The organism is Marmoricola sp. URHA0025 HA25, from assembly GCF_054059435.1.
Window position 1 is genome coordinate 3304754 of sequence record NZ_JBSSCD010000001.1, and the last position, 13892, is coordinate 3318645.

The 13892-nt window shown below is 68.0% G+C and carries 14 protein-coding genes; 1 reads left to right on the forward strand and 13 read right to left on the reverse strand.

Annotated features, from left to right (window positions below; all coding sequences use genetic code 11):
* Positions 1-22: 22 nt before the first annotated feature.
* The 6 genes from ACVW00_RS16315 to ACVW00_RS16340 all read right to left on the reverse strand — a co-directional run bounded on the left by ACVW00_RS16315 (position 23) and on the right by ACVW00_RS16340 (position 6621).
* Positions 23-1030, reverse strand: coding sequence for a Gfo/Idh/MocA family oxidoreductase (locus tag ACVW00_RS16315; RefSeq protein ID WP_457111947.1), 1008 nt, complete (start codon positions 1028-1030; stop codon positions 23-25).
* A gap of 31 nt (positions 1031-1061) precedes the next feature.
* Positions 1062-1985, reverse strand: a complete 924-nt coding sequence (locus ACVW00_RS16320; protein WP_457111948.1) for a TIM barrel protein — start codon at positions 1983-1985, stop codon at positions 1062-1064.
* An 11-nt stretch (positions 1986-1996) separates the two neighbouring features.
* Positions 1997-3493 (reverse strand): CoA-acylating methylmalonate-semialdehyde dehydrogenase, encoded by a 1497-nt coding sequence (locus ACVW00_RS16325; RefSeq protein ID WP_457111949.1) that lies wholly within the window; start codon positions 3491-3493, stop codon positions 1997-1999.
* A gap of 90 nt (positions 3494-3583) precedes the next feature.
* Positions 3584-4402, reverse strand: a complete 819-nt coding sequence (locus ACVW00_RS16330) for an ATP-binding cassette domain-containing protein (RefSeq protein WP_457111950.1) — start codon at positions 4400-4402, stop codon at positions 3584-3586.
* A complete protein-coding gene (locus tag ACVW00_RS16335) occupies positions 4399-5502 on the reverse strand; it encodes an ABC transporter permease (protein WP_457111951.1) in 1104 nt (367 codons plus the stop codon). The genes ACVW00_RS16330 and ACVW00_RS16335 overlap by 4 nt, the downstream gene beginning before the upstream one ends.
* Before the next feature lie 93 nt (positions 5503-5595).
* A complete protein-coding gene (locus ACVW00_RS16340; RefSeq protein WP_457113129.1) occupies positions 5596-6621 on the reverse strand; it encodes a substrate-binding domain-containing protein in 1026 nt (341 codons plus the stop codon).
* 265 nt (positions 6622-6886) lie between these two features.
* On the opposite strand from ACVW00_RS16340, the gene ACVW00_RS16345 reads away from it, so the two are divergent.
* On the forward strand, positions 6887-7651 hold the full coding sequence (locus ACVW00_RS16345) for a GntR family transcriptional regulator (RefSeq protein ID WP_457111952.1): 765 nt from the start codon (positions 6887-6889) through the stop codon (positions 7649-7651).
* Between the two features lie 103 nt (positions 7652-7754).
* Here the strand turns inward: ACVW00_RS16345 and ACVW00_RS16350 are convergent, their stop codons facing one another.
* The 7 genes from ACVW00_RS16350 to ACVW00_RS16380 form a co-directional block, all read right to left on the reverse strand.
* Positions 7755-8495 (reverse strand): B3/B4 domain-containing protein, encoded by a 741-nt coding sequence (locus tag ACVW00_RS16350; protein WP_457111953.1) that lies wholly within the window; start codon positions 8493-8495, stop codon positions 7755-7757.
* Positions 8488-9087 (reverse strand): helix-turn-helix domain-containing protein, encoded by a 600-nt coding sequence (locus ACVW00_RS16355; protein ID WP_457111954.1) that lies wholly within the window; start codon positions 9085-9087, stop codon positions 8488-8490. Before ACVW00_RS16355 ends, ACVW00_RS16350 begins: the two co-directional genes overlap by 8 nt.
* Before the next feature lie 83 nt (positions 9088-9170).
* Positions 9171-9932, reverse strand: coding sequence for an NAD-binding protein (locus ACVW00_RS16360; RefSeq protein WP_457111955.1), 762 nt, complete (start codon positions 9930-9932; stop codon positions 9171-9173).
* Between the two features lie 20 nt (positions 9933-9952).
* Positions 9953-10474, reverse strand: coding sequence for a hypothetical protein (locus tag ACVW00_RS16365; protein WP_457111956.1), 522 nt, complete (start codon positions 10472-10474; stop codon positions 9953-9955).
* Between the two features lie 74 nt (positions 10475-10548).
* Positions 10549-11655: a hypothetical protein gene (locus tag ACVW00_RS16370; RefSeq protein ID WP_457111957.1), complete on the reverse strand. Its 1107-nt coding sequence runs from the start codon at positions 11653-11655 to the stop codon at positions 10549-10551.
* Positions 11656-11819: 164 nt separating this feature from the next.
* The gene (locus tag ACVW00_RS16375; RefSeq protein WP_457111958.1) at positions 11820-12899 is read right to left on the reverse strand and encodes an HAD-IIA family hydrolase; all 1080 of its coding nucleotides are present in this window, start codon (positions 12897-12899) and stop codon (positions 11820-11822) included.
* Entirely contained in the window at positions 12896-13768 is an 873-nt protein-coding gene (locus ACVW00_RS16380) for an HAD-IA family hydrolase (protein ID WP_457111959.1), read from the reverse strand. Before ACVW00_RS16380 ends, ACVW00_RS16375 begins: the two co-directional genes overlap by 4 nt.
* Positions 13769-13892 lie beyond the last annotated feature (124 nt).

A 13892-nucleotide genomic window follows, 5' to 3' on the forward strand; every position in this document is an offset into this window, starting at 1 on the left:
GCCTTTCGACATGGCTGGGAGCTCAGGCGTAGAGGGCGGGCTTGTCGCCCAGCGCGATCTCGACGCGTTCACCGGTGTGGAGTGCTTCGACGCCCGCGTCGCAGACGACCTGTGCGGCAAAGCCGTCCCACGCGCTGGGGCCAGTGACTCCCTGCCCGTCTGCGACAGCGTTGATCCACTCCCGGATCTCGACGTCGTAGGCGTCGATGAACCGCTCGCGCCAGTCAGCGGGTACCGCAACGCCGACGCGGTCGGCGCGGCGCAGCACCACCGGGCCGCGATCGGCCAGGGCAGCGGTGCCGTCCTCACCGACGACCTCACCGCGGATGTCGTAGCCGTAGCGGATGTTCACCGAGGTCTCGACGTTGACCAGGACCCCGGATTCGGTCTCGAGGATCATCAGCAGCGGGTCCAGGAGCTCGCCGCCGTGGCTGTTGGGCTTGGCGGCGATCACCCGGATGGCAGCAAACTCCTCATCGAGCAGCCAGCGGGTGACGTCGAAGTCGTGTACCGCGGTGTCGACGATCGCCATGTCCTTGGTGTAGCTCTCCGGCACGGCCGGGTTGCGGTGACCGGAGTAGTACATGAGGGGCGCGCCGACGGCACCTGAGTCGATGGTGCTCTTGAGGGCCCGGTACGCCGCGTCGTAACGCCGCATGAAGCCGACCTGCACGAGCCGGCTGCCGTGGACGACCTCGGCCTCGATGATCCGGCGGCAGTCCTCAGTCGTGGTGGCCAGCGGCTTCTCGCAGAACACCGGCTTTCCTGCCGCGATGCTGGCCAGCACGTACTCGACGTGGGTCGGGCCGGACGACGTGACGATGACCGCGTCGACGTTCGGGTCGTCGATCAGACCCTGCCCCGTGTCGTGGACGGTCGCGTTCTTCAGACCGGCGGCGACCTCGTGAGCGACGTCGGTATTGGCGTCGCTGACGGCGACGACCTCGGCACCGGCGAGGACATGGGTGATCCTCCGGATGTGGTCCTGGCCGATCATGCCGGTTCCGACGACTCCGACCTTGAGGGTCATGGCTGTTCTTCTCTCTGGATGGTGGGGACGGTCAGTAGGGCCAACGCCGGACGGGGCCGAGCCCGCAGCCGACGTAGTAGCCGGCCGTCCGTGCGCCGATCGGCAGGGGGACGTCCGGCTCGACCGGGTAGAGGTCCTGCTCGATGACGGTGAAGAGCTCGCGGTCGAGTCGGCTGAGCCGGTCGAGCAGTGGCGGCATGTCCGGCTCGCCGTACGGCGGCTCGCACATCACCCCGAGCTTGACTGCGTCTGAGAGCGACATGTTCTCGGCGAGGGCTCGCGCGCGGACGACCGGGTCGACGGACTTGAGGTGGACGTAGGTGATCCGCTCGGGGAACCGCTCGACGATCTCGATGTTGTCGCCCTCGCAGTAGGCGATGTGACCGGTGTCGAGGCAGAGGTTGACGAGGTCAGGATCGGTGTCGCTGAGGAACCGCTCGATACGTTGCTGAGTGTCGACGTGGGTGTCCACGTGCGGGTGGAAGACGAGCTTGACGCCGTAATCCTCGTAGATGACCCTGGCGAGCTGGTCGGTGCCGGTCACCAGGTTCTTCCACTGCTCGGGGTCGATGTCGTCGGTTGCGGTCGCCTCGCCGGTGCGCATGTCGGTGTACTGCTCCGGCAGGTGCACCAGGTACTCGGCGCCGACCGCTGCGAGGAGCTTCGCCTCACGGCTGAAGTCCGTGATCGCCTTGTCCAGCGCCTCGCGTCCCTGATGGAGGGCAGCGAAGACAGTGCCACCGCACACGGTCAGGCCCCGGCGGGCGAGCTCGTCCTTGAGCTGCTCGGGGTCTTGCGGCAGGAAGCCCTGCGGGCCGAGCTCGGTGTAGACGTAGCCGACGCGGGCGATCTCGTCGAGGTAGGTCTCCCAGGTGACCTGGTGCGGGTCGATGGCGAACCAGACACCCCAGGAGTCGGGAGCCGTGCCGAGACGGAGCTTGCTGAGGTCGTTCATGCGCGTGCCTTCTAGCTCGAGGTGGGGAAGTGGAAGCTGGCGTCGCTGGCGAGCTCGCGGCGTGGCCAGCGGGCGGTGACGACCTTGGCGCGGGTGTAGAAGGAGACGCCCTCGGGTCCGTGCACGTGCTTGTCGCCGAACAGCGAGTCCTTCCAGCCGCCGAAGGAGTAGAAGGCCATCGGCACCGGGACCGGCACGTTGATGCCGATCATCCCGACCTGAACGCCGCGCTGGAACCGGCGCGCGGCCTCGCCCGAGGAGGTGAAGATCGCGGTGCCGTTGCCGTAGGGGTTGGCGTTGATCAGGGCGATGGCCTCGTCGACGTCGTCGCAGCGCACGACCGAGAGCACCGGCCCGAAGATCTCCTCGCGGTAGACGTCCATCTCGGTGGTGACCTGGTCGATCACCGTCGGGCCCACGAAGAAGCCGGCCTCGTGTCCGGGTACGACGTACCCGCGGCCGTCGACGGTGATCTCGGCACCCTGGTCTGCACCCGTCCCGATCAGGGACTGGATCCGGTCCTGGGCCGCCCGGGTCACGACCGGTCCCATCTCGACCCCGGCCTCGCGGCCGGGACCCACCTTCACGGCAAGGGCACGGTCGTTGACCGCCGCCACCACGGCGTCCGCCGCGCCGCCGACGGCGATCGCGGCGGAGATCGCCATGCAGCGCTCCCCCGCCGAGCCGAACGCAGCGGCGGCGAGATGGTCGGCCGCGAAGTCGATGTCCGCATCCGGAAGCACGATCGCGTGGTTCTTCGCACCACCGAGGGCCTGGACCCGCTTCCCGCTCGCGGTGCCCCGCTCGTGGATGTACCTCGCGATCGGCGTCGAGCCGACGAAGGACACCGCCGCCACATCCGGTGAGTCGAGCAGTGCGTCGACCGCGACCTTGTCGCCCTGCACGACGTTGAAGACGCCGTCCGGCAGGCCGGCGCGCTGCCACAGCTCGGCGATCAGCAGCGACGCGGACGGGTCACGCTCACTGGGCTTGAGGATGAACGTGTTCCCGCACGCGATCGCGATCGGGAACATCCACATCGGAACCATTGCCGGGAAGTTGAACGGGGTGATCCCCGCGACCACGCCGAGGGGCTCCCGAAACGAGTAGGTGTCGACGCCGGTGGACACCTGGTCGGAGTAGTCACCCTTCAAGAGCGACGGGATCCCACAGGCGAACTCGACGACCTCCAGGCCACGCTGCACCTCCCCCAGCGCATCGGAGAGCACCTTCCCGTGCTCGTCGGTGATCAGCTCCGCCAGCTCCGAAGCGTGCGCGTTGACCAGCTCACGGAACGCGAACAGCACGCTCGTGCGCTTGCTCACCGAGGTCTGCATCCATCCCGGGAATGCGTCCGCGGCTGCAGCGATGGCCACGTCCACGTCCTCCGTGGAAGCCAGCCTGACCTCGGCCTGCTGGGCACCGGTGGCCGGGTTGTAGACGGGCGCCGTCCTGGCGCTGTTACCAGTCGTCGGCTTGCCGGCGATCCAGTGGTCGATGGTTCTCAAGAGTCCTCTTCTTTCTGCGTCGTTCCTGGTTAGGGGCAGGCGTTCGCTCGCGGCCCGGCCGGACCACCGATCGAGTCACGTGGGGCGCTCTCAGGCGAGTGCGCGCCCCTCCCGGTATCGGTTCACGCCTTCCATGCCTTCCACGACCGCGGCCGTGAGCTCCTCGACGCTGGTGTCCTCACGCCGGACCTCGAGGATCTTCTTGCCGTGGTTCATCACGATGTGTCGGTCGCACACCTTGAAGGCGTGGTGCAGGTTGTGAGTCACCAGCACCGAGCTCACGCCCTCGTTCTTCAGCGCGACGAGATAGTTCAGCAACGCCTCGGTGGCACGGACCGCGAGCGCACTGGTCGGCTCGTCGAGGATCAGCAGCGAGCGCTTGAAGTGCACGGCGCGAGCGATCGCGACCGCCTGCGCCTGGCCACCGGACAGCGAGCCCACCAGCTGCTTGGCGCTCTTGATTCCCTCGATGCTCACCACGCTGTCGAGGATCTCCGTGGTGATCGCGTCCATCTCCCGGATCCTCATGAAGCCCCACCGGTTGGTGAGCTCACGACCGGCAAAGATGTTGCGCGTGATCGACATGGTCGGGATCAGTGCCGAGTCCTGGAAGATCGTCTCGACGCCAAGGCGCTCGGTCTCGGGTCGAGTGACGCGGGTGATCTCCTCGCCCTCCCAGGAGTACTTCCCAGCGGTCATCGAGACGACGCCGGACATGATCTTGACGAGCGTGGACTTCCCGGCGCCGTTGTCGCCGAGCAGTCCGACGACCTCGCCCGCGCCGATGTCGAAGGAGACGTCCTTGAGCACGGTGTTCGGACCGTAGTTCTTGGTGACGCCTTCGAGGCGGACAAGTGGTGGGGCCATGGAGGACGTCCAGCCGGCCGTCTCCGGGGTGAGGGCGGTCATGTCGCCTTTCCTTCCATGAACTTGTTGAAGACCGCGGCGACGACGATCGCGAGGCCGAGGAAGAGCTGGACGTAGAACCCGGGTGCGTTGCCGAGCACGAGGCCGTTCTCGATGGTCAGGATCAGGGCGGCGCCGACGACCATGCCGGTGACCGACCCGCGTCCGCCGGTCAGCGAGCAGCCGCCGACCACAGCAGCCGCGATCGCCAGGAGCGTGTAGGAATCGGTGGTGCCCGGCTGCATGCCCGAGGTGCGGGCGACGTAGAGAGATGACGCGATGCCGACCATGAGCCCGAGGAATGCGAAGGACTGGAGACGCACGACGGTGGGCTTGATCGAGACCGCCGCAGCCGCCGCAGGGTTGCCACCCACTGCGAAGACCTTGTTCCCGGCACGATGACGATGCAGCATGAACCAGGCCGCCACGCCGAGGACGATCAACCAGATGAGCTGGGACCGGAAGTAGCCATAGTCGCCGGCCATCAGGTCGACCATTGTCTTGGTGCGCACACCGGGGAAGAACGTGGCCGGGGTGCTGCCGTTGACATAGATGCTCACGCCGGTCCAGAAGAACGACATCCCGAGGGTCGCGATGAACGAGGGGATCTTGGTCGTCACGACGATCAGGCCGTTGACCAGCATCACGGAGACACCGACGGCCAACGTGGCCAGAAAGGCAACCGGCCAGCTCGTGCTGTTCGCGGTGCGGATGAAGACGACGCCGCACAGCCCGATCGTGGCGCCGATCGAAAGGTCGAACTCACCGGCGATCATGAGCACACCGGCACCGATGGCCAGGATGGCCAGGACCGGGATGTTCTGGGAGAGAACGCCGGAGAGATTGTTGGAGTTGAGGAACGGGAAGCCGGTCGGGTTCGCCGCAGCGGCAAGGGCGAAACCGACGAGGATCAGCACGTAGACGCCGCTGATCTCCAGGGCTCCGCGGCCCCGCAGGTAGTAGAGGTTGTCCTTGAACCGCTCCATCGGCGTCGTCGGCTGGCTGTCGGCCAGGCGGCGCCGGGTGGGCGACTGCTCCTCGAGCGCGAGAGGGACGTCGGTGGCAGTTGCTCTACCGGTTCCCTCGGGAGTGCTGATCGTCATGGCTTCTCGCTTCGTCTGGGCCCGTACGACAGGAGGCGGGTCGGATGGTGGGCCGGGCCCGGTCGCGATGGCGACCGGGACCGGTCACGGCTGCTACCAGCGGACGCCCTGGAGGGCCTTGTCCTCAAGGTTGGAGACGTTCGACTTGTCGATCAGCGAGTTGCCGCCGGAGTTGATGGTGGACGGTGACAGGCCGAAGTCGAGGAAGAGCCCGGCCTCGAGCACCGGCTGGAAGCCCTGCACGTAGCCCTGCTGGTCGGCGGTCGCGAGAATGCGGCCGGACTTGATCCCGTCGATGACCTGCGGGGAGGTGTCGAAACCGACGATCGGAACCTTCACGCCCGCGGCGTCCTCGGCCTGGACCGCGTTGCGGTGCGGCGTGCCGCCCAACGGCACGATCGCCTTGACGTCCTTGTTCGCCGTGAGCCACGCCTGCATCTTGTCCAGCGCGGGCGCATCCTCACCAGAGGTACGGAGGTAGGTGCACTTGACACCCTTGGACTTCAGCACCGACTCGACTCCGCCACCACGCTGGATGGCGTACTGCTGGGAAGGCTCCTCGGCCGGGCAGAGCACCTTGTCGCCGGCGGAGAGGTCCACCGACTCGAGCAGCTTCTGACCGACGTAGGTGCCGACCTGGAAGAAGTCCTGGCCGACGAAAGCCTTGATGCAGTCCTTCGCCGGGCCCGACGGCGGCACGTTGTAGGCGAACACCGCAATCCCGGCCTTGGATGCCTCGCACGCGGCGTTCTCCCACGCGGGGTCGTTGAACGAGATCACCAGCGCCGCCGGCTTGCTTGCTGCCGCCGCGTTGATCAGGTCGGTCATCTTGCCGACATCGCCCGCCGCAGTCTCCTCCTTGAGGGTGAAGTGCGACAGCTTCGCCGCGTCCTCGGCGCCCTGCTTGATCTGGTTCCAGAACGCGTCCTGGGACGGGTCGTAGTAGGTGATGAACTCGACGTTCCGGCTCTTTGCACGGTCCCCGAAGCCGTCCTTGAGAGCGCTCGAGCCGCCCTTGCCCGGAGAGGCCGACGAGTTGCTGCAAGCGGAGAGGACACCCAGCGACATGGTTGCAACCGCAGCCAGCACCAGCAAGCGGCGCGACTTGTGGAAGGACATAGACACCTTGTCTGAACCTTTCTTCGGCGTCCGCGGGGTTGAGCTTGTGATCTGCGGACGAACGAGATGGTGCCGGAGCTCCGAGTCTCCGGATGTGACGGCTGTCACGACACCCATGGAACTAGCACGAGCCAGTAGATGTCAAGACTTTGTCCTAACATTCTGTCCGACACCGCGGACCTCGCGCCTAGCACGTGCCAGTTCGGCTGTGCTCAGTCCGACCTGCAAACAGCCTGCCGTGGGTTTGTTCTGACATACTCGGGCCATGTCGCCGAAGCGGAAGGACGTGTTGTCCCCGGTGCGGCGGTTCTCGGTCGATCGCACGAGTCCGGTGCCGCTGTACTACCAGGTCGGCCAGCACCTCGAGCGCTCCATCGAGTCCGGGGAGATCCCGAACGGGAGCCTGCTCGGCAACGAGATTGCGCTGGCCGACGAGATGGGACTCTCGCGGCCGACGATCCGGAGGGCCATGCAGCACCTGGTTGACAAGGGACTCATCGTGCGTCGCCGTGGCATCGGCACGCGCGTGGTCCAACCCAAGGTCCGACGGCCCCTCGAGCTGAGCAGCCTGCACGACGATCTGGCCAGAACCGGTCGCTCGCCCACCACGGAGGTGCTCGACCTCGAACAAGTGACCGCACCCGAGGACGTCGCCGCTCTTCTTCGCATCGAGTTCGGGGACCGGGCCACCAGGGTGGTCCGGCTGCGCCGTGCGAACGGCATGCCCATCGCCAAGATGACCAACTACCTCCCGCCGCATGTTGGCGACCTCGACATCGTCCAGCTCGAGGAACGCGGACTCTACGACCTGCTGCGCGAACGCGGGATCCAGCTGCACTCGGCTACGCAGACCATCGGTGCACGCAACGCGACCGCGGACGAGGCCCGGCTGCTCGCCGAGCCCCGTAGCAGCTCGTTGCTCACCATGCAGCGGATCACCTACGACGACAGCGGCGCGCCTGTCGAATATGGAACGCATGTCTACGCGGCCAGCCGCTACAGCTTCGAGATCGACCTCTTGAAGCCCTGACCACCCCTCTCGGATGGGGGACGGAGAGCGCTCGAGGTGCGACCGGTGCTCCGCCGAGGTGGACATCGAGCCAGGGGAACAATCGCCACGTGACGGGATCGCCTCAGTCCCTGTCGTCGACATCTGGGGGCGCACAGAAGAGGCGTTGCGCGGAGCGCAGGTCTGGTGCGATCGAGCGCAGGTGGGAGACAAGATCGGCCGCTGCTGCCAGCAGCTGCTCATCGGTGAGCGGGGCCAGAGCATCGATGATGAACAGCGCGGCTGTGGTCGCGTCGGACAGTCGCGTGCGTCGCCCTTGGCGCCAGTTCCAGCGGCGGCAGGTGACTCCCGCGTCGTCGCACCAGACCACCTCGCCGGGCTCGGGATGCTCGACGATCTCGACGCCGTCTCCCATGGTGTCGAAAGGCTCGCGACCCGTGGCACGGATGAGGTGCGGTGGCCCCTCGTACGCCGCCAGGTCCTCACCACCGAGCGGGACCTTGTGGAGGATCGAGACCGCGTTGTAGATGTCGGTGAGCCGGTTGACCCGCGAGAGCCCGGACTCAGCGCGACGCAACAGAGCTTCGAGGCTGTTGCGGGTCCGCTGCGGCTTGGCGCCGAAGGCTCGGTAGGCGTCGCGCCAGGCAGCGACATGTCCGATCTCCTCCACCGGTCCTTGACGCAAGGCGTTGCGGGCGGCGGCCTCCGCCTGTTCGAGCAGCACGTCGCTCGTGCTGTCGCCCGGTGCGGCCGCATCGAGGCCGTCGACCGCCACCAGGAGGGCGCGGTAGTCCGGGCGGAGCGCGAACACGGCCCGGTCGATGCTCGCGCGCTCGAGGACCGCTCGCAGGTCGAGCTCAGGCATCGTGCCCCTCCGACCTCGTGCCGACCCCTGGCTCGAACACCGCCAGGGCGAACCGCGCACGCTTCTTCCGGCCGTTCGCGTACGAGTGTGTGACGTCGCCGGGCAATGCAAGCGCGTCACCGGTCTCGAGCACGAAGTCGTCGTCGCCGACGGTGATCGACACCGCGCCCTGCTGGACCTGGATCAGCTCCCTGGTGCCGACCGAGTGCCCTCCGCTCTCGTGCCGTTCACCCGGTTCCAGCGTCCAGTCCCAGAACTCGACGACGTCCGGAGAATCGGTGCCCGCCACCAGCACCCCGCGGCCACCTGCTGTGCCGGTCCACAACACCGCGCCCTCGCCCGCCCGGGTCACCTTCACGGGGCCCGGCGCTGGCGGTTCGACGAGTGCCGGCAGACCGATCCCCAGCGCGTCGCTGATGCGCAGCAGGGTGCCCACACTCGGGTTGGCGGCACCCTGTTCGACGTTGGCCAGCGCTCGACGGCTCACGGCAGCAGCCTCAGCAAGCTGATCCAGTGTCCACAGCCGCGCTCGCCTCTCGCGCTTGACCCGGGCGCCGATCGCCGCCGCCAGCGAAGCGGTGGTGGTGTCCATCAGTGCATCATAGTGCACGTTTAGTGCATCGCGAACAGGACGCCCTCAGGCGGCACCCAGCGCTGTGACGATGGACCCGCGCTTCACCCGCAATCGCACCGAGCGACCGACGGCACGTGAGACTCCTCCTTGCCGTCGAAGACGATCAGGCGTGCTCGGTCGACGAACACTGCGTGCGGTTCGGTCCGGACCAACGTCTCGACAACGGCTGCGGCCGTCAGGCCGGACACGTCCCTGACCTCACCGATCCGGAACAGGGATCGCGTCTCCGCGATCACCTCGTTCTCTCCTGCGCGTAACGCGATCGGGACCCGGGGCGCGACGGCCGACGCCGCGATGGCGACTTCGATGTTGTCCAGGTCGAACGATCCCACGGCAGCAACCGCACGTGCCCGGTTCAGGCCGACTCGGCGCAGCACCTCGACGTCCTGGCCCTGACCGATGAAGACCGGAACGCCGGCGCCACGAGCAAGGCGCAAGTTCGGGGCTTGTGCATCCCGTTCCACGACGATGCACGGGATGCCCAGCTTCCGCAGCGCGATGGCAAGGCGGACCCCGACCTGTCCCAGCCCGACCACCACCACGTGATTGCGCCGTGGCGGTACCCGGCGACCGATCAAGGTGAGCGTCCGATCGGACCTGACCCTGTCGACGACACCCGCTGTGAACACAGCGGTGATCACGATCGTGAGGAGCATGAAGAGGCTGGCCAGCACGAGGTACCACGTCCGGCCGTGCAGGTCTGCGTCACCTGGTCCGACCGTCGTGACCACACGAGTGGCGGCGTAGAGGGCCTCTGCAGGGCTCCTGTGCAGAGCGACAGCCGTCAGCAGCCAGTCGGTCACGAGAACCACGGACAGCCCGGTCAGGGCGAGCAGCAGGACCCGGGTGGCGTCGTCGTGGCTCCGAACTGACCGACCGAGTCTCGCAGTCGTCGTGACCAACGGCGGCCGTTGGAGGGGAAGGGCAGGTAGCGCAGGTCGCCCCCCGTCTCGCGCACGAGTCGTCGCGGGCGATCTCCTGAGAGGTCGACCGTCAGCGTGCCGTCCGCCAGGCAGGCTCCGATGATGGAGGGTACGGCGACATCGGCCGGTGAGCTGACCGAGCAGTTCGGGACGACGGTGCCGACCTTGTCGGCCAGGGTCTTGTCGAAGATGGTGGCGACCAGGCGAACGCCAGGCCTGATCTGCTCCACCAGCAGCACGTATCGCAGGGCAGTCACGTCCCCTCGGACGAGGACCGCGACGGCGTCGATGTCCGGGCCCAGCTGCTCGCGGAGCTCACCATCGGAGGGCCTGAGGAGGTGAACGACCTCCACCCCACGGTGCGCCAGCATGGTGCACGCGAGCCGGGTGACCTCGAGATCGCCGATCACCAGTGCCCTCACGGTTCCGAGGGTAGGCGCGCCGTCGGCATCGAACGCCGACGGCACGCCCTCTCGAAGTCCCCTCACGTGGTTGGTCAGCCACTGACCTCGCTGAGCAGGCGCTTCGCCGTCGACCTGCGAAGGACGACGCCCTGGGCGGCCAGGCCCCCGGCGCAGACGAGCAGCACGAGAGCGGGGATGACGAGAAGCCCTTCGACCGAACGAGCCGGCCAACCCAGACCGGGGATTCGATCGGTCGACCTGAAGTCGGCGATGTTCGCGTCGACCGTTCCGGCCAGCGCGTCGAACCGGTCCACGATCCCGCCGAGCACCGACACGTCGGCGTGGCCGGCGTCCTTCTTGAGCAGTGCCGCGGCAACCACCGGGGACTTGGCCTGCAGGGCCGTCGCCACGGCGTCCGGCGTCGTCTTGAGGAGTGTCGGGAGGGCCGGAACGACCTTCGTCTCGAGCTCGGCGTCGGCCGCCCGAACGGCCGCGAGGTAGCGCTGACCCTCGACGATGCTCGACGGACCCTGGGTCGTGAACACGGGTCGGAAGTCAGCGGTGAGGTCGTCGAGCGCTCCGGTCTTGGCAGGCACCCCGAGCGCGAACGTGACCGCGATGACGACGATGCCGAGCGCCGCCGTACCTGCAGCGATCCTGGGGACCAGGGCCGGTCGGGCGATCGCCGCGCCTCCGAGAGCCAGCGCGGCCAGGCCGAGGACCAGGAACAGCCAGGCGACGGCCTTCGTCGGAAGGAACGACGCCGGGATGTCACTCGCCTTGCGGAAGTTGTCCTGGTTCGCCTTCACGGCAGCCGTCACGTCGTCCAGATAGCCCGAGGCGTGCTGCAGGTACGTACGGCCGTCCGCATAGGTGGCGCCGTCGTTGTCCTTGGTGCCGAGAACCTTGCCGACCGCCGGGTACCTCGAGGCCAGCAGGCTGGTGACGTCCTGCGGCTTCGCGTGGAGCTGCTCGGCGAGGAAGGGGATGGTCGTCTTCTGCAGCTCCGCCGTGAAGGCGTCGACGGTGGCGGCGTCGCGGCTTGCCTGGTGGACTCCCGCATTGCTGAACGCGGGCTGGAGGTCACCGGTGAGCCGGTCCGCTGCTGCTGTCTTTCCCCACAGGCCGAGCACGAACGTGGCGAGCACCCACACTGCTCCGATGGCCACGATGGTGGCCAGACTCACTCGTCTGATCATGGTTGATCTCCTCGCTGGCGCGGGTGCGCGCCGTTCGACGGATGGTGCGACTGATGGGTGATCCTTGGGGTCGCGCCGCGCGGGCACCTCACCCACGAGGGTGGTGTGCGGGTGTGACGGGCGTCACCCCGGCGAACAGAGCGACACCTGCCGTCGCCGGACGACTACCGGAGGTCCCACCAGCCGCACCACGCTCCGCGGATCTCGTCCTCGAGCAGCCGCCACGCTTCGGCGTGCCGCGGCAGCTCGCCACCGTCGTCGAGCGTCTTCCAGGCAGCTCGGACGATCTGATCGAGTGCCTGAGTGGGCCGGTCCGGGTCCAGGACCGGACCCGCCACCATGCCTCGCTCGACGAGCAACGGCTCCATCGGTTCGTCGCTCGAGCGTTCGTGGTCGATCAGCAGTGCACGCAGGTCGACCCCGAGGTAGGTCGGTCTCGTCGCCGGATCGCAATGCACCGCGTCGACCAGGCCATGGGCACCTCCGAGCACCATCAACGAGTCCATCCCGGCCGCGACGGCGCCAGCGACGTCGGTGTCGAGCCGATCGCCCACGACAAGCGCGTCCTGACGGACGACCCCGAGCCGGGACAAGGCATGCTCGTACAGGCCCGGTGCCGGCTTGCCCGCGAAGACCGCGTCGACGCCGACCGCAGCCCGGACTGCCTCGGCCAGCGCGCCGTTGCCCGGCGCAAGCCCACGAGCGGTCGGAATCGTCCTGTCGCCGTTGGTGACGACCCACAGGGCTCCTTGCTGGATGCGATAGGCGGCCTCTGCCAGGTCACGCCAGCTCACGTCCGACCCGGCTCCCTGGACCACGGCACGTGCCCGGGGGAATCGCTTCGCGTCTGCGCACGAGAACGGTTCGAGCCCGGCGGCTCGTAGCGCCTCGGCCACTCCTGGGCCACCCACGGCCAGCACGGCGGACCCGGGCTCGAGGCGGCGGCGAACAATCTGCGCAGCGGCCTGCGCGCTCGTCACCACCACCATCAGTGACGTGGGCGATCGCGCTGGTGGAGCGACGCCGAGCTGCTCGAGGTGGGACATCACCTCGGTGGGCGCGCGTGAGGCGTTGTTGGTCGCGAAGGCGACGTGAACGCCCTCTCCCATGACTGATCCGAGCGTCTCCACAGCCCCGGTGACGGCACGGCGCCCGCGGTAGACGACGCCGTCGAGGTCGCAGACGAGCGCGGCGTAGCGGTCGATCAGGCGGCCCTGGACGGTGGCGTCGCCCGGTCTCGTCATCGACGTCGACGGAGTCGATCGAACCGGCTGAGCCAGGGGCTTCCAGTTCTTCCGCCGGCACCGGGTGGAACGCGCCCGGCCACGGAGGCGATCGTCTCCAGGGTCACCAGCCCGTGCGGAAGGGGCCCGGAACCCCCGTAGAGCGGTGTGGCGTGGGGACCGAAACCACTGACCACGAGCTCGGCGTCTGCGACGTCCGAGCCGGTGTACTCGTTGGCGACCACCAGGCAGGGAATGCCGGCGCCATGGGCGGCGCGCAGGCCGTTCCCGGAGTCCTCGACGGCCACGACCTTCGATGGTGCGAGCCTGGCGCCCTGCACGACGGCCCGGTAGACCTCCGGATCCGGCTTCAGGGCCCGTACGTCGGCACCTGTCAGCACGCGTTCGAAGGTGGATCTTCCGAAGTGGAGCTCCAGAAGAGGCTCCACCCAGTGCGGCTGTCCGGTCGTCGCCACGAACATGCGGACGCCATGTCGTTGCAGGGAGCCGACCAGGCGGCGTACCCCGGGACGCAGAGGAATGGATCCGTTGCGTGCCATCTCGGTGACCAGTGCGGTCTTGATCGTGTGCAGCTCGTCGGCGAGCGCCACGGACTGGACCGGGTCGAGTCCGCGCTGGAGGAAGTAGGTCGCGATCCGCCGGCGTCCGCCCGTGATCTTGAGCAGCTCGCCGTACTGCTCGACCGTCCACCGGTCCGGCAGGCCGAGGCAGGCAAATGCCTCGTTGAACGCCACCCGGTGTCCCATCCGCTCGGAGTCCACCAAGGTCCCGTCGACGTCGAAGATGACGGCCTCGAGCGCCTCCGATGGCTGCTCTGGCGGGTGCTCGCCGACGCCACGAACGGCAGGAGACAGGGGATCAGCGGGCATCTCGACATCCCCTCCTGGCCGGCACACCGGCGACGCTAAGGCGCCCAGGAGGCAGCCGCCTCCCCCACCGGATTGGTCGCGTGGGTGAGAAGACGGTGCCTGTCCCCGTGTGGGGTTCGTGGAG